Origin of the sequence: Sphingomonas psychrolutea (genome assembly GCF_014636175.1) — a bacterium.
GTDB classification, from domain to species: domain Bacteria; phylum Pseudomonadota; class Alphaproteobacteria; order Sphingomonadales; family Sphingomonadaceae; genus Sphingomonas; species Sphingomonas psychrolutea.
The window spans coordinates 47,994-68,401 of the sequence record NZ_BMDW01000015.1 but is presented as its reverse complement, the minus strand read 5'-3'; the positions used below and the strand labels follow the sequence as shown (position 1 = coordinate 68,401).

At 65.2% G+C, this 20,408-nt stretch carries 17 protein-coding genes and 1 tRNA gene; 7 read left to right on the top strand and 11 right to left on the bottom strand.

Going from position 1 to position 20,408, the window contains the following annotated elements:
• Window position 1 precedes the first annotated feature (1 nt).
• The gene (locus IEV62_RS12550; protein ID WP_188447975.1) at window positions 2–925 is read left to right on the top strand and encodes an NAD-dependent epimerase/dehydratase family protein; all 924 of its coding nucleotides are present in this window, start codon (window positions 2–4) and stop codon (window positions 923–925) included.
• Here IEV62_RS12550 and IEV62_RS12545 read toward each other — a convergent pair whose 3' ends face one another.
• From IEV62_RS12545 to hpnA, 7 genes are read right to left on the bottom strand one after another with little or no spacing between them, the layout of a single operon-like run.
• Window positions 926–1,663, bottom strand: a complete 738-nt coding sequence (locus IEV62_RS12545; RefSeq protein ID WP_188447973.1) for a phosphorylase family protein — start codon at window positions 1,661–1,663, stop codon at window positions 926–928.
• Window positions 1,660–3,720, bottom strand: coding sequence for a terpene cyclase/mutase family protein (locus IEV62_RS12540; RefSeq protein ID WP_188447971.1), 2,061 nt, complete (start codon window positions 3,718–3,720; stop codon window positions 1,660–1,662). The genes IEV62_RS12545 and IEV62_RS12540 overlap by 4 nt, the downstream gene beginning before the upstream one ends.
• Before the next feature lie 9 nt (window positions 3,721–3,729).
• A complete protein-coding gene (gene hpnE, locus IEV62_RS12535) occupies window positions 3,730–4,971 on the bottom strand; it encodes a hydroxysqualene dehydroxylase HpnE (RefSeq protein WP_268234241.1) in 1,242 nt (413 codons plus the stop codon).
• Window positions 4,972–4,979: 8 nt separating this feature from the next.
• Complete coding sequence (gene hpnD, locus IEV62_RS12530; protein WP_188447969.1) at window positions 4,980–5,819, bottom strand: presqualene diphosphate synthase HpnD; 840 nt, start codon at window positions 5,817–5,819, stop codon at window positions 4,980–4,982.
• Window positions 5,816–6,658 (bottom strand): squalene synthase HpnC, encoded by an 843-nt coding sequence (hpnC, locus tag IEV62_RS12525; RefSeq protein ID WP_188447967.1) that lies wholly within the window; start codon window positions 6,656–6,658, stop codon window positions 5,816–5,818. The genes hpnD and hpnC overlap by 4 nt, the downstream gene beginning before the upstream one ends.
• Window positions 6,655–7,878, bottom strand: coding sequence for a glycosyltransferase (locus IEV62_RS12520; RefSeq protein WP_188447965.1), 1,224 nt, complete (start codon window positions 7,876–7,878; stop codon window positions 6,655–6,657). Before IEV62_RS12520 ends, hpnC begins: the two co-directional genes overlap by 4 nt.
• Entirely contained in the window at window positions 7,875–8,885 is a 1,011-nt protein-coding gene (hpnA, locus tag IEV62_RS12515) for a hopanoid-associated sugar epimerase (protein ID WP_188447963.1), read from the bottom strand. The genes IEV62_RS12520 and hpnA overlap by 4 nt, the downstream gene beginning before the upstream one ends.
• Before the next feature lie 46 nt (window positions 8,886–8,931).
• On the opposite strand from hpnA, the gene hpnI reads away from it, so the two are divergent.
• The 4 genes from hpnI (at window position 8,932) to IEV62_RS12495 (ending at window position 13,466) form a co-directional block, all read left to right on the top strand.
• Complete coding sequence (gene hpnI / locus IEV62_RS12510; protein ID WP_188447961.1) at window positions 8,932–10,095, top strand: bacteriohopanetetrol glucosamine biosynthesis glycosyltransferase HpnI; 1,164 nt, start codon at window positions 8,932–8,934, stop codon at window positions 10,093–10,095.
• Entirely contained in the window at window positions 10,092–11,537 is a 1,446-nt protein-coding gene (gene hpnJ, locus IEV62_RS12505) for a hopanoid biosynthesis associated radical SAM protein HpnJ (RefSeq protein ID WP_188447958.1), read from the top strand. The genes hpnI and hpnJ overlap by 4 nt, the downstream gene beginning before the upstream one ends.
• Window positions 11,538–11,673: 136 nt before the next feature.
• Window positions 11,674–12,495: a hopanoid biosynthesis-associated protein HpnK gene (gene hpnK, locus IEV62_RS12500; protein WP_188447956.1), complete on the top strand. Its 822-nt coding sequence runs from the start codon at window positions 11,674–11,676 to the stop codon at window positions 12,493–12,495.
• Window positions 12,492–13,466 (top strand): lysylphosphatidylglycerol synthase domain-containing protein, encoded by a 975-nt coding sequence (locus IEV62_RS12495; RefSeq protein ID WP_188447954.1) that lies wholly within the window; start codon window positions 12,492–12,494, stop codon window positions 13,464–13,466. The genes hpnK and IEV62_RS12495 overlap by 4 nt, the downstream gene beginning before the upstream one ends.
• Before the next feature lie 125 nt (window positions 13,467–13,591).
• Here the strand turns inward: IEV62_RS12495 and IEV62_RS12490 are convergent, their stop codons facing one another.
• Window positions 13,592–13,987, bottom strand: coding sequence for a winged helix-turn-helix domain-containing protein (locus IEV62_RS12490; protein ID WP_188447952.1), 396 nt, complete (start codon window positions 13,985–13,987; stop codon window positions 13,592–13,594).
• A 66-nt stretch (window positions 13,988–14,053) separates the two neighbouring features.
• Between IEV62_RS12490 and IEV62_RS12485 the strand changes: the two genes are divergently transcribed.
• Window positions 14,054–16,108 carry an NAD(+) synthase gene (locus tag IEV62_RS12485; RefSeq protein WP_188447950.1) on the top strand — a complete coding sequence of 685 codons (2,055 nt, stop codon included), beginning with the start codon at window positions 14,054–14,056 and terminating at the stop codon, window positions 16,106–16,108.
• A gap of 117 nt (window positions 16,109–16,225) precedes the next feature.
• Here IEV62_RS12485 and IEV62_RS12480 read toward each other — a convergent pair whose 3' ends face one another.
• Entirely contained in the window at window positions 16,226–16,558 is a 333-nt protein-coding gene (locus IEV62_RS12480; protein WP_188447948.1) for a DUF6481 family protein, read from the bottom strand.
• A 36-nt stretch (window positions 16,559–16,594) separates the two neighbouring features.
• A tRNA-Ser gene (locus IEV62_RS12475) sits at window positions 16,595–16,684 on the bottom strand.
• 148 nt (window positions 16,685–16,832) lie between these two features.
• Here IEV62_RS12475 and hspQ point away from each other — a divergent pair.
• Window positions 16,833–17,213 (top strand): heat shock protein HspQ, encoded by a 381-nt coding sequence (hspQ, locus tag IEV62_RS12470; RefSeq protein WP_188448033.1) that lies wholly within the window; start codon window positions 16,833–16,835, stop codon window positions 17,211–17,213.
• A 123-nt stretch (window positions 17,214–17,336) separates the two neighbouring features.
• On the opposite strand, the gene IEV62_RS12465 is transcribed toward hspQ, so the two are convergent.
• Window positions 17,337–20,081: a TonB-dependent receptor plug domain-containing protein gene (locus IEV62_RS12465; RefSeq protein WP_229733098.1), complete on the bottom strand. Its 2,745-nt coding sequence runs from the start codon at window positions 20,079–20,081 to the stop codon at window positions 17,337–17,339.
• Between the last annotated feature and the right edge of the window lie 327 nt (window positions 20,082–20,408).

Here is a 20,408-nt window from a genome sequence, read left to right as displayed (position 1 = left end):
GATGCCGAACGAAATCGTGATTCTGGGATATGGACCGGTCGGGCGCGCAACGGTCGCTGCGCTACTTGCCAAGGGCCGCGCGGTGCGCGTGGCGCAGCGGTCGCGCCCGGCCGACTTGGCCGCCGCCGTGCCGTTTACGCCGTGCGACGTGCTCGACGCCCGCTCGGTTCGCACAGCGATTGAGGGCGCCGCCCAAGTGGCGGTGGCGATCGGCTTCGAATATCTCGGGGCAGTCTGGGAAAAGGTCTGGCCAGTCGCGATGCAAAACCTCCTCGACGCCTGCGCCGCCGAGAATATCCGCATGGTATTCCTCGACAATCTCTACATGTACGGCCCGCAGCACGCGCCGTTGGTCGAGACGATGCCGCTGAGCGACCGCAAGCGCAAACCCGCCGCGAGGGCACGCATCACGCGGATGTGGCAGCAGGATCGCCGCGTTCGCGTCGCTGCCTTGCGCGCACCGGATTTTTACGGGCCTGGTGTTCTGCTGTCGCACGTCGGCGAAACCGGTCTCGCCGCCATCGCCAGGGGCAAGGCGGCAAGCTTCGTCTTCCCGCCCGATCAGCCGCATGACTTCGCCTATATCCCCGATATCGGGCGCGCGATGGTGAGTTTGCTCGATGCCGACGATGCTGCCTTTGGGCAGGTCTGGCACATGCCGTGCGCGCCAACACTCACCTCGCGCCAAATCCTCGCCATGGGTGCGCGTGCGGCTGGCGTGCCGCTGAAGCTGCGCAATATTCCCCCGTTCCTGCTGGATATGCTGGCACCGTTCGTGCCGTTCTTGCGCGAATTGCGCGAGATGCGCTTTCAATGGGATCGGCCGTACCGCGTCGATGCCGCGAAGTGGAAGGCGCGCTTCTGGTCCGATGCGACGCCGTTCGAAACTGGCGTCGCGGCAACGATCGCATCGTTTCGCGGCTGATCAAGGATGGGGCGGCAACGCCTCCACCGCGCGGCGCAAACTGGTGAACGCCGCACCCGCATCGCGCCCGGTGCGGATCAGCGCGGGCAATTGGCGCGGATCGCGCGCCAGCGACGCTAGCACTGCGCCGAGCGCGACGCCGCCATCGGGTTTCATGCCGACCAGTGCGGCAGGTGGCAGTGCGTGATCGGCGGTGTCGGAGATGGTGCGGAGGATCGCGAAGGGGAGGCCGTGACGTTGCGCCACGTGTGCGGCGATGTGCGATTCCATATCGACGGCAATCGCGCCGGTCGTCGCGTAGAGTGCGGCTTTTTCGGCGACCGAGGCGATGATCGCGTCCGCGCCGACCACTGTGCCGCGATGGGCGTGGGGGAGGTTTTGGGCGAGCCATGCCAACAAAGCGCTTCCCCGGCGAAGGCCGGGGCCCAGTTGCGAAGGTGGCTGGGATGAAGCGCTGCGCTCAGCAACAGCCGAAGTCTCTACTGGGCCCCGGCCTTCGCCGGGGAAGCGTATCGGGGGGGCAAGCTCGCCGACCACCCCATCCCCCGCCCGCAGCTTAGGATCGAGCGCACCTGCAACCCCGCATGAAAGCACCGCACTAACCCCGCCGCGCGCGACCACCGCCTCAAGCTCCGCCTCCAGCCGCGCCGCATCGCCGCCGCCCGCCACCACCACCCAGCCCGGTCGCGCGATGATCGCCGCCTCGCGCTGCAACCCGCACGCGACGAGCAGCGTCACATCCCGAACGCCACATGCGCGCTGTTCGACCGCTTCAAATTGCGAAACCGCGCCACCGCCCAGAGCGGAAAATACGCCGGATAGCCATGATAGCGGAGGTAGAACACGCGTGGGAAACCGCCGCCGGTATATTTCTCCTGCCCCCACAATCCGTCCGCTGCCTGTGTCGCAATCAAATGCCGCACGCCACGCTCGACTGCCGGATGATCGACCCGCCCCGCCGCCATCAGCGCGAGCAGCGCCCAGCCGGTCTGCGACGCAGTCGACGGTGCAGGGGTGTAACCCTTGTAATCGAGCGCATAGCTCTCGCAATCCTCGCCCCAACCACCGTCGAGATTCTGGATCGACAACAGCCAGTCCGCCCCTTTTCGCACCATCGGATGCTTGTCGCCCAGACCCGCGGCATTAAGCGCGCACAGCACCGACCAGGTGCCATAAATGTAATTGACCCCCCAGCGCCCGAACCACGACCCGTCGGGCATTTGCTCCTTTTCGAGAAAGGCCAGCGCCGCTTGCATCCGCGGACTGTCGGTCTCGCCCAATTGCGCGAGCATCGAGACGCAGCGCGCGGTTACGTCGCTGGTCGGCGGATCGAGCAGAGCGCCATGATCGGCAAAGGGGATGTTGTTGAGGTAGTGATAGCTGTTGTCAGCGTCGAACGCGCCCCAGCCGCCGTCCTTGCTTTGCAAGCCGACGGTCCACTCCACCCCGCGCGCGACCGCTGCGTCAAAACCATCTCCCCTCCCCTTCAGGGGAGGGGCTGGGGGTGGGGCCGTGCCGCAAGCCGTCAGCGCCGGGTCCGCTGACAGGCCCCACCCCAACCCCTCCCCTAAAGGGGATGGGCTAGCAAAAATCCGCGCCTTAACCCGGTCCATCGCCATCACCACCACCGCGGTGTCGTCGAGATCGGGATAATGCGCATTGTTATACTGGAACGCCCAGCCGCCGGGGCGAACATCGGGCTTTTCGTCGGCCCAATCGCCCTTCACATCGAGGACTTGCAGCGGCTTCAACCACGCCAGCCCCGCCGCGGCCCGGGCCTCGGCGTCGTCGCCACCCGCTTCGAGCATCGCATGTGCGGCGAGCGCGGTATCCCACACCGGCGAGACACACGGCTGGCAATAGGCTTCGTCGTCCTTGACCACGAGCAGCTTTTCGACCGAGGCCCGCGCCAGCGCCCGCGCCGGATGGTCTGCCGGATAGCCCAGGCAATCGAACATCATCACGCTGTTCGCCATTGCCGGATAAATCGCGCCGAGGCCGTCCTCGCCGTTCAGCCGCTCGGTGACGAAGGTGATGCAGGCCTGAACCGCCCGTTCGCGCGTGCCCTTGGGCCAGAGCGGCTCGGCTGCTTTCAGCACCACATCGAGCCCGTTGAAGAAGGCGGTCCACGCACGCTGCGTCCCCGCCGCCTTGCTGACCAGCGGCGCGCGCTTGGCGGTGTAGAGCTCGTCGACTTTCACGCCCGATGCGTTGCGCGCGACCGGCTTCTTCGCCGCCAGCACCAGCAGCGGCACGATCACGGTGCGCGCCCAATACGACATTTTCGACAGATGCACCGGAAACCAGCGTGGCAGCAGGATCAGCTCGACCGGCAAGGTCGGCACCACCGACCAAGGCCCCGCATCGAACAAAGCGAGCTGAATGCGCGTGAACACATTAACCGCCGCGGCCCCGCCCGCCTTGTGAATCGCCGCGCGAGCGCCGGCCATGTGCGGTGCATCCACGTCATCGCCGATCATCTTCAGCGCGAAATACGCCTTCACGCTCGCGCTCACGTCGAACGCACCGCCGTGGAACAGGCCCCAGCCGTGATGCGCCTCGGACTGGATCCGGCGCAGATACACGCCAATCTTGCGCTCGATCTCGGCATCGCGCGGCTCGCCCAGATAATGGCGCAGCAGCACATATTCGGCCGGGATCGTGGCATCGGCCTCGAGTTCGAACACCCAATGCCCGTCGGCCCGCTGCAGCCCGCCGAGCGCCGTCGCAGCGCGCGTTGCGGTCGCGTCGGCCGCATCGACCAGGCTCATGCGTTCGATCGTATCGGTCTCCATTGCTCCACCTTAGCCGAGCGTGGCACCCGACGCCAAGCGCGCCGCGCTCTCGCCCGATCGGATCGCACCCTCGATCGTCGCGGGCAGACCGGTCTGCGTCCAATCCCCCGCCAGAAACAGGTTGCGGAAGCGCGTCGCCGCAGGCGGACGCTTCGCATCCTGCGCGGGCGTCGCGGCAAAGGTCGCGCGCTTTTCCTTGACGATTTGCCACGGCGGCAACGTCACTGGCAGGTTATGGATGTTGGCAATGTCTGCCCAGAAACGCGCGGCAAGGTCTGCGCGGTCGGTATCGACGAGGTGGTCGGCGGCACTCACCGTGACCGACAGCCGATCGGGAAAGGCGAAGATCCATTCCGCCGCGCCGCCAAGGACGCCGATCATCGGCGCGGTGCCCGGTGGGGGCGCAAAGGCGAAATGCGCGTTGACGATCGCACGGAAATCATCGGGAACGGTGAGCCCGGGCACCAGCGCCGCCGCGACCCACGGGGGCACCGCGAGAATGATCGTTTCGTCCACCGCAACCGGCTCATCCCCTGCCCCGAAATCGAGCGCTGCGACCCGGTCCCCATCGAAGCGCAACGCCCGCAAGCGTCGCCCGAGCGTGAGCGCAGTCCCGTGCTTCGCCAGCCAGTCGATCGCAGGATCAACGAACGCCGCCGCCAGCGTCGGCTCGGCGATACGCGGACGGCTCGCCCGACCGCCTTTGCCCAATGATTGGCGAATCACTGCCGCCGCTAGCGCCGCCGATCCGTCGGCTGCGGCTGTGTTGAGCGCGGCGAGCAACACCGGCTCGAGCAATTTGTCCCACACTGCACCGTGCGGGGCGATCCGCTCCCCCACGGTCTGCCGCGGCTTGCCCGACAGCAAGCCTGCGAGTCGCAAATAGTCCCACATCCGCGTGCCCGGCACACGCCTGCCGTCGCGAAAAATCCACCACGGCACCGGCCCGTCATTGATCCGCACCGACCAGCGCGCACCGGTCGCCCGGTCGACAAAGGCGAAATCGGCGTGGAGCGGCCCGCTCAGCCGATCGCTCGCGCCGATCGTCGCGAGGTAATCGGCCACCGCGCGATTTCCCGACAGAACGAGGTGATTGCCATTGTCGATCGTGCGGCCAAGCTGCGGATCGTAATAGCTGCGGCAGCGACCTCCGGCGTGCGCTGCGCCATCGATCACCTCCGCGGCAATCCCACGCCGCGCGAGCTCGACCGCAGCCGACAGGCCCGCCATGCCCGCGCCGATAATCCGCACGCATGGGCTCACCGGAACAGCCACAGCCTCAGGGCCGTGAACAGCAACGCCGGCTTGTTCGTCTTGACCCTTTTGCGCGGCGGGGCCCAGCCGACCGCCTCCATCCGCCGAAGGATTGGGGCATAGACCGCCGCCATCAGACGCGGCGCGATCAGATGGCCTTGCGGACGCTTCGCCAGGATCGCCTCGGCGGCGCGGAAATGTTCGTGCGCCTTTGCGGCAAGAAAGCGGCACGCAGCATCGACGCGGGGATCACCGACGACCGTGATCGGATCGAGCAAATCAATCCCCGCCGCGACGAGCGGTTCGGACGGCAAATAGACGCGGCCAATGTCGGCATCCTCATCGACATCGCGCAGGATGTTGGTGAATTGCAGCGCGCGGCCGAGATGGTGGGCAAGGTCGATGCCGACCGCATCCTCCATCCCAAAAATCTTGACCGACAAGCGCCCAACTGCCGAAGCGACACGGTCGCAATACAGGTCGAGTTCCGCAAAGGTCGGCCAGCGCACGTCGCGCGCGACATCGGTCGCCATGCCGTCGATCACTGCGAGGAAATCGGCCTTGTCGAGCGCAAACTCTCGCACAGCCTCAGCGACGAGCGCCGCCTGACCCGGATCACCACCGGCGTAAAGCGATTCGATATCGGCACGCCATGCTTCAAGCTGCACAGTACGCTCTGCCCGGTTGCCAATCTCGTCATCGGCAATGTCGTCGACCGCGCGGCAAAAGGCGTACACAGCATACATCGCCTCGCGCCGCGCCTTCGGCAGCACGCGCATGCCGGCATAAAAGGAACTACCCGAGACTTGGGCCTGCAACGCAGCGGGAGTGGAGTCCGGGTTCATCCCCGGCCCTTAACCAACTGCGCGGCTGCCGCCAATGTCGCGAGGCCGAACATCTCCGCCTTGCCGTGGTGGACGCGCTGCGACAGCGGATCGTGCGTCTTCAGCCGCAGCGTCAGATCGCGCGCGAGGCGGTGGATGATCGCAACCTCGATCGCAAGCCGTCGGTCGCGGATCGCGCGCGCAAAGCCGGCCGATCGCACCAGCAAAATCTCGGTCCGCGCGACCAGATCGCGCAGCGCCGCGCGCAATTGCGGCGTGGCGACGGGCTTGCCGAGATCGCTCACTTCGGCCCCGTGCGCCGCCAGCACGTCGAGCGGCAGATACACCCGCCCGATCGCCTGATAATCCTTCCCGCAATCCTGCAAATGGTTGATCACTTGCAACGCCGCGCACAGCGCATCGTTGGCGGCCCAGGTCGCCGGATCCTCGCCATGCACGTCGAGCACGTAACGCCCGACCGGCATCGCCGAGTAACGGCAATAGTCGATCAAGGCGGGCCAGTCGGCATAGCGATCGATGCTGCAATCACGCTCGAACGCCGTAAGCAGATCGAACGCGTGCTGCGCGCTCAGATCATGCCCCGCCATCGTTTCACGCAAAGCGACTGAGGGCGCATCGGCGTCGTGCGTCCCGGCGATCGTCGCGCGCATCGCGCCGAGCAGAGCGAGTTTCTCGTCGGCCGAGGCGGTTTCGTTATCCGCTACATCGTCCGCCGCGCGCGCGAAGCGGTAGAAGGCCATCACCGGCGCACGGTGTTCGCGTTTCAGCAGCGCCGAGGCGACCGGGAAATTCTCGTCCTTATATCCCTTGCCTGAGGCGAGTTGGGCGGCGGCGGTCATGCGGTCAGGTCCGCCTGAACGCGGCCCTTCCACATGCCACCGCGTCCGCGCACATGCTGCCACGCCGACAGCAAGGTGCATCCCGCATAGAAAGTCGCGATCAACGGCAAAGCAGGTCCCCAAAGTGGCGAGCGCCGGTAAAAGCGCAACATCGGCTGAAACGCCAGCGCCATCAACGCCCAGGCACCCAACGCGGCGCATTGGGTTGGGCCGCGCGCGACAATCGCGAGCACCGGCGGCACGAGATAGGTGAGCGCGAGACCGAGCGTCGTCCCCGCCAGCACGATCGGGGAATAGCCGAGTTGCGCATAAGCCGATCGCGAAATCATCGCCGCGACCGAGTCCCATGTGTCGTATCGCCGGATGCTGACGGCGCGATCCGTGAGCCCGAGCCAGACCGATCCTTGACGTTTCATCAGCGCCCCGAATGCGCAATCGTCGATCAGCGCCGATCGCACCGCCGCAATGCCGCCTGCGGCTTCCAGGGCGCTCCGCTCGACGAGCATCACCCCGCCCGCCGCCGCGCCGAAACCGTTGCCGCGCCGGTTTACCTTGGCGAACGGGTAGAGCATCTGGAAAAACCATACGAATGCCGGGATCAGCGCGCGCTCGGCAAAGCTCTCGCAGCGCAGCCGCGCCATCAGCGATACGAGCACGCGATCGTCCTCCACCGCGCGCGCGACGAGGCTGCGCACCGTATCGGGTGCGTGCGCGATATCGGCGTCGGTGAACAGGAGGTATTCGGGCGTATCCCCCGCGGCAGCGACACCTTGCGAGACCGCCCATAATTTCCCGGTCCACCCCGCCGCAAGCGGCGCGCCAGTCACAACGCTGACGCGATCCGAGCCGAGCCCCCGCGCGATCTCGGCGGTGCCGTCGCTGCTCGAATCATCGACGAGCAGGATGCGGAAGGCACCCGGATAATCCTGCGCGGCGAGGCTGCCGATCGAGCGCGCGATCACATCGGCCTCGTCGCGCGCGGGGACGATGGCGGTGACGGAGGGCCAAGCACTTGGCTGCTCACCGTCATAGTCGCTCTCTGTCATCCCCGCGAAAGCGGGGACCCAGCTCGTGCCATCGGTGATGGGTCCCCGCTTTCGTGGGGATGACACCTGATCGGAGAAGGTATCCCGCTCGCGTGTCAGCCAGAACCCATCGCGCGCGAACACCAAGGCGACCCAGATCGCCAACGACAGCAGCGCCACCGCTAACCCAATCACCTGATCATTCCCGCCTGACGGAACCACGCAATCGCATCGGCCAGCGCCTCGGGATAGGGCCCGGCGCGGTAGCCCAGTTCCGCTTCCGCCTTGGCACTCGAAAAATACATGTCGTGCGCCGCCATGCGCAGCGAATCGAGCGTCAGAAACGGATCCTTGCCGGTAAGGCGCGCAAGCTGTTCATTGGCCCAGGCGAGCGGAAACAGCGGCGCGGTCGGGATGCGGATCGTCGGAGCCTTACGCCCAACCAGCCCCGCCACCACCGCGAGCATCTCCTGCAAGCTGACGTCCTGCCCGCCCAGCACATAGCGTTCGCCGATTCGCCCGCGCAGCATCGCGGCAAGGTGCCCCTCGGCAACGTCGTCGACATGGACGAGGTTCAGCCCGCTCTCGACAAAGGCCGGCATTCGGCCCGATGCCGCCTCGACGATGATTCGCCCAGTCGGCGTCGGGCGCGCGTCGCGCGGGCCGATCGGGGTCGAGGGATTGACGATGACCGCGGGCAGCCCCCGCTCGGCAACCATCGCCTCGACCAGGCGCTCCGCCACGACCTTGCTACGCTTATACGCGCCGACGGCTTGTTCGGGCGTGGCAGGGCGCGATTCGTCGGCAGGGCGGCCCCCCGAAGCGCTATCACCGGGCCGCAACGTCGCGACGCTGCTGGTATAGACGATCCGCTCAACCCCCGCCGCCAGCGCGGCGTCCATCACCGTGCGCGTGCTGGCGAGGTTGTTGCGCACGATATCTTCAGGGTCGCGCGCCCAGATCCGGTAATCGGCGGCGACATGGTAGAGATAGCGCACGTCGGCCATCGCCTCGGCCATTGCGCCGGGATCGCGCGCGTCGCCTTCGACCAGATGTCCCGGAAAATCGTCGAGATTGGTCCGCGCGCTGCTCGCCCGCACCAACCCGCGCACTGCGACACCCCCGGCCGCCAGCCGCCGCGCGACCGCCGATCCGACAAACCCGGAAACGCCCGTGACGAGCGTGATGTCGGCGCTACTCATTTCGGCGGTCTAGCTTGCGACACGGTGCGGCGCTACGGGGAGAATCGTGGAGCATATTTTTGCTATTGCAGGCGCAACGCTTGGTTCGCTGGCGATCGCGCTGGCGGCGGTGGGTATCGTTTACCAACTGTTCGCCGCCAATGCGCTACGCCGCTTTTTCGCCAATCCGCCTGCCGCTCCGCGCTGCAGCGACGCGGTCACGTTGCTCAAGCCGCTTTACGGCTCCGAACCACGCCTGTTCGACAATCTCGCGACCTTCCTGGCGCAGGACCATGATGGCCCGGTGCAAATGGTGTGCGGCATCCAGCGCCCCGACGACCCGGCGATTGCCGTCGTCGAAGCCTTACAGGTGGCCTTTCCGGCGGCGCAAATCGATCTCGTCATCGACGCCACGTCCCACGGCGCGAGCGGCAAGGTCTCCAACCTCATCAACATGATGGCGGTGGCACAGCACGACATTCTGGTTCTCAGCGACAGCGATATCGCGGTCGCGCCGGACTATCTGGCACGCATTCTGGACGCGCTCGATCGGCCGGGGGTCGGCTTGGTGTCATGCCTGTACCGCGGCCGCGGCGATGCCGGTTTCTGGTCGCGCTTCGGCGCGGCGGGGCTGACCTACCAGTTCATCATTGGGGTCGTGATCGCAGTCGCTTACAAACTCGCCGATCCGTGCATGGGATCGACGATCGCGCTGCGCCGCGCGACGCTAGATCGCACCGGCGGCTTCGCGCGCTTTGCCGATACGCTCGCCGACGATCACGCGATTGGCCAGGCGGTGATCGCGCTGGGCCTCACACTCTCGGTCCCGCCGATGTTCGTGACGCATGCCTTTGAAGAAACCAGCCTCGCCGCGCTGTGGCGGCATGAGGTACGCTGGCACGCGACGGTGCGCGGCGTCGCCTTATGGTCCTATGTCGGCGTGATCGTCGCGCTCCCGCTGCCGCTGGCGTGTCTGGCGAGCCTCTATGCGCCCACAATCGGCCTCATGCTGATCTTCGCAGCGCTGATCGCACGCTTCGTAGTTGTGCGAACCGTCGATGCGGCGGTAGGGGAGCAGGTCGCACCGTATTGGATGGTGCCGGGGCATGACCTGATGAGCTTTGCGGTCTATATCGCGGGCTTCTTCGTGCGCTCGGTTGATTGGCGCGGGGCGACGCTTACAATGAAGGACGACGGTCGAATTGCGGCCGCTACGGAGCAACGGGCATGATGCGCACCCTTTTCCTGCAGGCACCGTCGTTCGACGGCTATGATGGCGGCGCCGGTGCGCGCTATCAGATGAAGCGCGAGGTGAAGTCCTTCTGGTATCCGACCTGGATCGCGCAGCCCGCCGCGATGGTCGAGGGATCGAAGCTGATCGACGCGCCCGCGCACGAACAGTCGTGGGAGGACATCGCGCATGAATTCGACACGCGCGATCTGGTTATCCTCCACACCTCGACGCCGAGCTTCAACCAGGACATCCGCACTGCCCGCCTGATCAAGGAGCGCAATCCGAAGATCATCATCGCGTTCGTTGGCGCCAAGGTGATGATCGAGGACAAGGCCAGCCTCGAGGCGTGCGAGGCGATCGATCTCGTCTGCCGCGAGGAATATGATTTCACCTGCGTCGAGCTCGCAGAGGGCCGCCCCTTCGCCGACATCGACGGCATCACGTGGCGCGGGCTCGATGGTGAGATCATCCGCAACAAGGACCGCGCACAGATCGCGGATATGGACATCCTCCCGATGGTCTCGCCAATCTATAAGCGCGACCTCGACACCTCGAAATATTATGGCGGCTATCAGCGCCACCCCTATATCTCGTTCTACACCGGGCGCGGCTGCAAGAGCCGCTGCACCTTCTGCCTGTGGCCGCAGACGATCAGCGGGCACCGCTATCGTCACCAGAGCGCGGGCAAGGTGATCGAGGAAGTGAAATACATCCTCCGCGAAATGCCCGAGATCAACGAAATTTTCTTCGACGACGACACGCTCGCCGATGCGCATGACTTCGTCGTCGAACTGTCGGGCGAACTGCGCAAATTGGGCTTCGGCACGCCCGGTTTCCGCGTCACCTGGGGCTGCAACGCCAAGGCCAATGTGCCCTATCCGGTGCTGAAGGCGATGAAGGAAGGCGGCTGCCGCGTGCTGCTGGTCGGCTATGAAAGCGGCAACCAGCAGATTTTGCACAACATCAAGAAGGGCCTGCGCGTCGATGTCGCGCGGCAATTCACCAAGGACGCGCATGCGCTCGGCCTGACGATCCACGGCACCTTCATCCTCGGCCTGCCCGGCGAGACGCTCGAGACGATCGAGGAAACGATCAATTACGCCAAGGAAATCGATCCGCACACGATCCAGGTGTCGCTGGCGGCGCCCTATCCCGGCACGTTCCTGTACAAGCAGGCGATCGAGAATGGCTGGTTCGTCAAGAGCCACGATCTGTTGACCGATGACGGCAACCAGATCGCCCAGCTTTCCTACCCGCATCTGTCCTCGGCGGTCATTTTCGACAAGGTCGAGGAATTCTACAAGCGCTTCTACTTCCGCCCGTCCAAGATCTGGGAAATCGTGCGCGAGATGCTGACCGATTGGCAGATGATGAAGCGCCGTCTGCGCGAGGGCGTCGAGTTCTTCGACTTCCTGCGGCGGCGGAAAGAGGCGGCGTGATGCATCTCTCCCTCTCCCCTTCAGGGGAGAGGGTGGCCGAGCGCAGCGAGGTCGGGAGAGGGGCAGTGCGCAACCTCGACGCCCGCGTTACTCCCCCTCTCCCCTGCCCTCTCCCCGCAAGCTGGGAGAGGGAGAAATGAGCAAAACCGCGATCATCACCGCCGACGATTTCGGCGTCTCGCGCCAAGTCAACGAGGCGGTCGAACAAGCGCACCGTGAGGGCATCCTAACCGTCACCAGCCTGATGGTAACGGGCACGGCGGCGGCAGACGCGGTCGCACGGGCACGGGCGAACCCGATACTCGGCGTGGGCCTGCACGTCGCGCTGGCGGAGACGCCCCCTGCCCTGCCGCCCAAGCAAATTCCGGACTTGGTCGACGAACACGGCGCATTCCGCATCGAATCGCTCCCCGTCGCGCTCGCGCTCGTCGCGCGCCCAGCGGTGCGGCGTCAGCTCGAAGCAGAGATCGAAGCGCAATTCGCGCTGTTTGCCGCGACCGGCCTGCAGCTCGATCACGTCAACACGCATAAGCATATGCATCTGCACCCGGTGATCGCCGCGATCCTGATCAAGGTGGGCTTGCGCCACGGCATGAAGGCGCTGCGCGCACCGGTCGAGCAACGCGCGCTGCTGGCCGAGCCGGTCAGTGGCTTCGACATCGCCAAGCCCTTCGCGCGCCGTGTGCAGCGCACGGCCCGCGCCGCCGGAGTGAAAGTACCCGATCGCACCTTCGGCCTCGCCTGGTCGGGCGCAATGCACGCGGAACGCCTGCGCGGCATTCTCGAAACGCTGCCCGAGGGGGTGAACGAAATCTACCTCCACCCCGCGACCGGCCATTACCCGCTATCGGCACCAACCTATCAGTATGAGGCCGAACTCGCTGCGCTGACCGACCCCGCCGCGCGCGCGATCGTGGCGGAGCGCGGCATCACCCTCGCGCGCTTCGCCGATCTGTGAACCGCTCGGCGCACATCGGGCTGCTGCTCGCGACCATGATCGGCCTCGCCGTCGCCGCCGCAACCGTCGGCAGCGTCGGGCTCGCCCAAGTCACCACCGCGATGGCGACGATCGGCTGGGTCGGCATGGCGAGCTTCGTTCTGTGGTCAGGCGGCGTGCTCGGGTTACTCGGCATGGCGTGGGTCTCGGTCGCGCCCGGCGAACCCGTCACGCACGCCGCACGCTTCGTCTGGGCACGGACCACGCGTGAGGCGGCGACCGATATCCTGCCCTTTTCGCAGCTCGGCGGCCTCGTCGTCGGTGCGCGGACGCTGGCCGCGTTCGGCGTGCCGCAGCCGGTGATCTACGCTTCGATGATCGCCGACCTCACGACCGAAATGGCGGCGCAATTGCTCTTCACGCTGGCCGGGGTCGCAGTGCTGCTGATGGTGCTGACCGATCAGTCGGTGCAGCAGGGCCTTGTGCCGCTCGCGCTCGGCGGGGTCGTCGCGATGGTCGCACTGATGGCGCTGTTCGTCTTCGCGCAAAAGCCGGTGCTGGCGCTCGCGGGGAAGCTCGGCGCACGCATCCTGCCCGGTTCGGTCGCGATGACCGATGCGATCCGCGACCAGCTCGATCTGATCTACCGCGAGCCGAAACGCGTGATCGCCGCCTTCCTGTTCAACCTCGCCGCCTGGCTGGCAAGCGCGGCGGGGGCGTGGATTGCGCTCCGCTTCATGGGCGTGGGCACGCCGCTCTGGGCGGTGCTGATGATCGAAGCGCTGATCTTCACGCTGCGCAGCGTCGCCTTCGCGATTCCCGGCGCGATCGGCGTACAGGAAGCTGCCTATGTGCTAATCGGCCCGCTCGTCGGCCTACCGCCCGCGACCGCGCTCGCCCTGTCGCTGCTCAAGCGCGCGCGCGACGTTATCATCGCGGTCCCGGCGCTGCTGGCGTGGCAGGTCGGCGAAGCGCGGCGGGTGGTATCTTAAGGACACACGGACGCACACCGCTTTTTGTCATCCCCGCGAAAGCGGGGACCCAGCTCCGGCGGCACGTGATGGGTCCCCGCTTTCGCGGAGATGACAAAGGGAGGGAAGTGCAGGCGTAGCGCGAGTTACGCAACTTCACCGACCCCAGCCGAAGTAGGCGGCAGCGGCGCCTCCCGCAGCAAATTGCCGAGTTCTGCCAACACCGCCCCGCTCGCCGCCTCCGCCAGCCCAGCCTCGAGCCGCCGATACGCCGCCAGCACCGCCTGCCCCGTCGGCGAGAGTGACGCCCCGCGCCCATGCCCGCCGCCCGCGACCGTCTCGACCAGTTTCTCTTGCCAGCAGCGGTTCATGCTGTCGACCAGCAGCCAGCTGCGCCGGTAGCTCATCCCCATCGCGCGGCCAGCGCCCGAGATCGATCCCGCGCGGTCGATCGCCTCGAGCAGATCGGCCTTGCCCGGCCCCATCGCCAGTTCGTCGCCGCAATAGAGCTGCGCCTTGATCTTGAGCTTGCCGACCCGCATGGCCGGGGTTCTAGCCCAAAACCTTGGCAGGTGGCAAAGCGGCGCAAACCGCGTTAGGTCGCAGACATGGCGAAGCCGCACCCGTTCCATTCGATCCACACCCACGGCTTCGTGCGCGTCGGTGCCTGCACCCCGCGCGCCAGCGTTGGGGACCCCGTCGCCAATGCCGAGGCGGTGATCGCGCTGGCGAAGGACGGCCACGCTAGGGGTGCGGACTTGCTAGTGTTCCCCGAGCTCAACATCACGTCCTATGCGATCGACGATCTGCATTTGCAGACCGCGCAGCATCGCGCGACCGAAGCGGCGATCGGCGCAGTGGTGGCGGCGAGCGCCAAGCTGCGGCCGGTGCTGCTGGTGGGGGCGGCGCTGCCGCGCAACGGGCGGCTGTACAATTGCGCGGTGGTGATCGCGCGCGGGCGCATCCTGGGCGTGGTGCCAAAGATTTTCCTGCCCAATTACCGCGAATATTATGAGAAACGCTGGTTTGCGAGCGGCGCGGGGATGACCGGCGACTGCGAGATCACGCTCGCCGGACAGACGGCACCCTTCGGCACCGACCTGATTTTCGCCGCGAGCGACTTGCCGCATTTCATCTTCCACGCCGAAATCTGCGAGGATTTCTGGGCCCCCACCCCGCCCTCGACGATGGGTGCGCTGGCAGGCGCGCTGATCTGCTGCAATCTCTCCGCCTCCAATATCGTGGTCGGCAAGGCGCGCGAGCGGGCGATGCTGTGCGCGGCACAGTCTGCGCGCGCGATCTGTGCCTATGTCTTCTCCGCGGCTGGCCCCGGCGAAAGCACGACCGATCTGGCGTGGGACGGCCAGGGCATGATCCACGAACTCGGCGAATTGCTCACCGAATCGACCCGTTTCGGGCGCGAGTCCAAACTCGTCCTCGCCGATGTCGACGCCGAGCGGATCGCGCAAGAACGGATGCGGGTCGGTACCTTCAACGACGCCGCGCGCCTCGCCGACGATCCGGAGAAGCGTTTCCGCCGGGTCAGCTTCACGCACCAGCCTAGCTTCGCCGATATCGGCCTGCTGCGCGAACAAGGCCGTTTCCCGTTCGTGCCCGACACGCCTGAAAAGCTCGATCAAGATTGCTACGAGGCTTTCAACATTCAGGTCGAGGGTATCTTGAAGCGGTTCGAAGCCGCGCATGCCGAGCGGCTCGTGATCGGCGTATCGGGCGGGCTCGATTCGACCCACGCGCTGATCGTCGCGGCCAAGGCGATGGACCGGCTCGGGCTACCGCGCAGCCGCATCCTCGGCTTCACCATGCCGGGTTTCGCGACGAGCGATGCGACCAAAGACAATGCCTGGGCGCTGATGCGCGCGCTCGGCGTCGACGGCGACGAAATCGACATTCGTCCCGCCGCGACGCAAATGCTCGCCGATATGGGTCACCCGTTCGCCAGCGGTGAACCGGTCTATGACGTGACCTTCGAAAATGTGCAGGCGGGCTTGCGCACCGATTATCTCTTCCGCCTCGCCAATCAGCGCGGCGGGCTGGTGGTCGGCACGGGTGACCTGTCGGAGTTGGCGCTCGGCTGGTGCACCTACGGTGTCGGCGATCAAATGAGCCATTATGCGGTGAACGCCGGCGTCCCCAAAACGCTGATCCAGTTCCTGATTCGCTGGTGCATCCGCACCGACCAATATGACCGCGAGACCGACGCGATCCTCGAAGCGATTCTTGGCACCGAGATTTCACCCGAGCTGGTGCCCGCCGGGGCCGACGGCGCGATCCAGAGCACTGAAGCGAAGATCGGGCCGTATCCGCTTAACGATTTCTTCCTGCATCATGTCGTGCGGCACGGCATGGCGCCGTCGAAGATCGCCTTCCTTGCGCTGCACGCCTGGCGCGATGCAACCGCGGGGCAGTGGCCGCGCGATTTCCCGCCGGCGGCGCGGGCGGCGTACGATCTGCCGACGATCGCCGGTTGGCTGGAGAAGTTTCTCGTGCGCTTCTTCGCGACGAGCCAGTTCAAACGCTCGGCGATCCCCAATGGGCCGAAGGTCTCAAGCGGCGGGGCGCTCAGCCCGCGCGGCGACTGGCGGGCACCGTCGGACGGAACGGCGCGGGTCTGGCTCGAGGAACTGGCGCGCGGGTTGCCGTGATTCGTCACCCCGGCCTTGGGCCGGGGCCCATGGTTCAACGAACGCACCCAGTGCATTTACGTCCGACCAAGCCCCACGATGGGCCCCGGCTCAAGGCCGGGGTGACGGATTATGGTACTACCGCTTCGCCTTACGCGCGGCATAGCGCGCGTCGCGCGCCGCCTTCTTGTCGATCTCGGCTTGGACCGCGGCTTGCTCGGCATCCTTGATCGCTTGTTCAGCGGCTTCGGCCTTGGCGAGCTTGTCGAGTCGTGCCTGCTCGATCGCGAGCTTTTTCTCTTCGCGCTTCTTTGCTTCGGCGGCTTCCTTGGCCTCGCGCGCAGCGGCGCGGGCAGCGGCGACCGCGGGATCGACCGGAGGCTTGGCCTTCAGTTTTTCGAGCGCGCGCTGCTTTGCGTCGGCGGAAAGGGCCGCGCGGTCCTGGAAGGTGGGTTCTTTGTAAGATGCCATGCGGCGGGCTTTAGCCTTATCGTCGAGAGAAGGAAATGGCGGAGAGGGTGGGATTCGAACCCACGGTACCCGTGAGGGCACGCCGCATTTCGAGTGCGGTACATTCGACCACTCTGCCACCTCTCCGCGAGGTCTTATGATGCCGCTTTTTTGGGGGTACAGCCAAACGACACCGGTCGGTGAGCGCGGGCCTCTAACGCACTGCTCTCGGTCTAGCAAGCGTTTGGGCGCAGCATTCTCTTGTGCAGCGCCGAACAAGGCCTAAGTTAACATGATGCAACGTTCCCCGATCACGACTCCGCCCTTTTCCGCCGAGATTCCCTTGCCGCCCGTCAGCCATGCGCGCTTTGCGATCGGTGATGTCGTGCGCCACCGCATGTTCGATTTCCGGGGTGTCATTTTCGACGTCGACCCGATCTTCGCCAACAGCGACGAATGGTATGACGCGATCCCGGAGAAGCTCCGTCCGCCTAAGGACCAGCCCTTCTACCATCTGCTCGCCGAGAATACGGAATCGAGCTACGTCGCTTATGTCAGCCAGCAGAATCTGGTGCCCGACGATAGCGACGAACCGATCGACCATCCCGCCATCGCTGGCCTGTTCGGCGACTATGAAGACGGCAAATATCCACTGCGGCGCGAACACCGGCATTGATCGCGGCCGATCGCGGAATGGAGTAAATGGCGGCGGATGTTCTAATCCGCCGCCATTTTTACGTCGGTCGTATCGGACCGCGCAGCCGTCCGGGAGCATTGCTGCCCCCGGCCCCGGCTACTGTTAGTATTTGACGCGGAGGCGGGCGTAATAGAACCCGCCGTTCATGCCGAACGGTCCGCCCGAGCGGGGGTAGACCTGCCCGTCGTTCAGCCCGCCCGAAAGCGCATAGATCGGGTTGACCGGCGATGCCTGGACCTTGTCGGGGAAGATGTTGAACAAATTGTTCGCGCCCAAGGTCAACGTGTAATGCTTCGCAACGGTGTAGCTGACGTCGAGGTCGAACAGCGTCTTTCCGCTGAAGATCTGCGACGGCGGTGCTGTCGTGTCGGTCGGCAGCGGCGCCCGCAAATTGTATTCCAACGCGTTAGACCATTCGCCATAATAATTGGCGCGAGCGTTGATCGTGAAGTTATCGACCTGCCACCCCGCCGAGGCGGTAATGCGGTTACGCGGGGCGAGGTTGGCGATATTATACTGTTGCTGCAGGCTGACCAGCGGCTGTCCGCTGGTCGTCAGCTTGATGTTCTTGGCCTTTAGGTTGTTGTAGCTATAGGCCAGCGTGAAGTTGAGCGGCCCGCCCAGCAGCTTGGTGCGATAGTTCGCCACCGCCTCGATCCCCTTTGACGAGACGTCGAAGCCGTTGGTGAAATAGTTCACCACACCGCCGAGACCCACCGACGCCAGCGACGGCAGGGCCGTGATGTTCGCCGGAGTCACCGTGAAGTTCTGCGAAATGCCGATGCGGTTCCTGATCTCGATGATATAGCCATCGACCGTCAGCGATAGCGCGCTGGTCGGCTTCAGCACGATACCCGCACCATAGTTGGTCGACCGCTCGGGTTTGAGCAGCCCCGCGCCATAGAATTGCGCGATCGCGCTCGACGTTGGATAGGTGCCGGTCTGCACCTGGTTGCCGCCGAGGAAGTTCGTCGTGACGACCTGCGTGTTGTTCTGGCCGGGCGACGGTGCGTGAAAGCCGTTGCCGACCGTCGCGCGGATCGAAACCGCGTCAGTAATGCGATACAGCGCGTTGGCCTTGCCCACGACGACGCCGCCGAAGGTGTTGTAATTCTCGTACCGGCCCGCAAAGCCGACCGTCAGCGCTTTGGTGATGTCGGTTTCGGCAGCGACGTAAAAGGCGTAGCTTTTCTGGGTCGATACGCCGGCAAAGTTCGGGCTGGTGCCGCCATAGCCGCTCGCGGCCGGCGACTGGGTCGCGGTGACAGGCTGGACGGCACCGTTGAGCAGGACCGGCGCGCCTGCCGCGTCGCGGACGATCGTGCGCTGATACACGCCCGGTGCGATCTGGTCATAGAGCGGCTGCGAGGCGAAGGGCCCTGCTCCGTAGGATTGCAGGTCACCGGTCGTCTTCTCATAACGCTCGCGGCGATACTCCGAACCTGCCGCCAGCACGATCGGGCTGTCGAAGCCGACTTCGACCGGATAGGTGAAATCGGCGTTCAACGTGATTTCGCTCTGGATCAGCTTGCCAAATTGGAAGCTCGTCTGGCTCTGCGGGCCGTATGACGCCGACAGCGAGTTGGTCATCGACAGGTCGAGCGAGTTGCGGCTCAACGTACCCGACAGGTCGTAGGTAAAGCCGCTGTCGGCCTTGCCCTTGAAGCCCAGCGTTCCGTAGATCTGATCGACCTTACCGATGAAGCGCGGGGTAAAGCCGCCCGGATAGATGCTCGTAAAGCTGAACGTCGCGCCGTTGTTGATATTGGCGAACGTCGCGTTCGGGCTGTTGACAAAACCACCCGTCGGGCAGGTCGCATTACCGGCAGGGCATGCCGTCGTGAAGATCGGGTTGAACGATCCGTTGCGGTTCAATGTCACCGTTGAGTTGGTCGTGCCATCGCTACGGACGAACCCACCGTTCGTCTGCGACGGACGATAGTTGAAGCTCTGGTTGGTCTCGCTGTGCGCCAGATTTCCGGTGAAATAGATCTGGCTCTGCGCGCCGACGTCGAGCGCCGCATTGGCGAACAGCTTATAGCCATGGCCTGGCGACGTTCCCCAGATCTGCGCCGGGTTCGGCACGGCGACGGACGGGTTGTTCGCCTGGATGGTGATCGCGCTGGCGCGCGTCACGCCACGGCTGGTCTGGCCCTGATCATAATATTCACCCGCAACGCTGACGAAGCCGCGGTCGCCGATCTTCAGCCCGCCATATCCCGAAAAGATCTTGCTTTCGCCGTCGCCGCGATAGGTCTGTCCGTAAAGCGCCTGCGCCTCGATGCCGACGTCCTTGCGGATCGAATAGTTGAGCACGCCCGCCAACGCGTCGGCACCATATTGCGCGGTCGCGCCATCCCGCAGAACCTGCAAATTACCAACCGCGATCGCAGGAATGTTGCCGATGTCGGCACCCTGCGACCCGAACGACAGCGCCGTGTCGGCACCAGTGTAGACGTTGACGAGCGCCGAACGATTGTAGCGCTTGCCGTTGATCATGACGAGAATTTGATCCGCACCCAGGCCACGCAGCGACGGCGCGCGCACGAAGGTCGATGCGTCGGAAATGGTGTTTTGCGGGACGAAGAAGGACGGAACGAGGTTCCTGACCGCGTCGAGCATATTCACGGCCGGCTGCGCAGCCAGCTCGGCTGCGCTGATCACATCGATCGGGGATGCCGATTCAGTGACCGATCGATCGGTGCGGCGCGTGCCGATAACGACGATCTCGGTGTCTTTCTCATCGGCAGCTACGGGTGCTGGTTCGCCAGCCTGAACGCCAGGCGTCGTGCGTTCGGCGCTGCCCGCTTCCGCGAACGCCGGCGTGGCCACGCTCCCGACGGCCAAGGCTAAGAGTGAAATCGCGTTTCTGTAGATCACGGTCAAATCCCCCAAAGATGAAAACACGTTGCAGTCGGTCGACACGATTTCGCGCAGACGACACGAAGACTCGCTCCGCGCCGACCAGTTTTGTCGACATCAGCAAACACTCGTTCCCCTTCCGCAAAGGCGACAACCGGTAGACCTGCGAACTTCTTTGTATCCGGCCGCACCAAACAGATAAAATCGGTAGAACCGGACTTTGCTTGGGGAATTTACGCGGGGCTAATCCTTGTCGAGCACAACTAGGTTGCTCAAGTCCCGATCGCCTCATCTGTCCCGTCACGAATGACG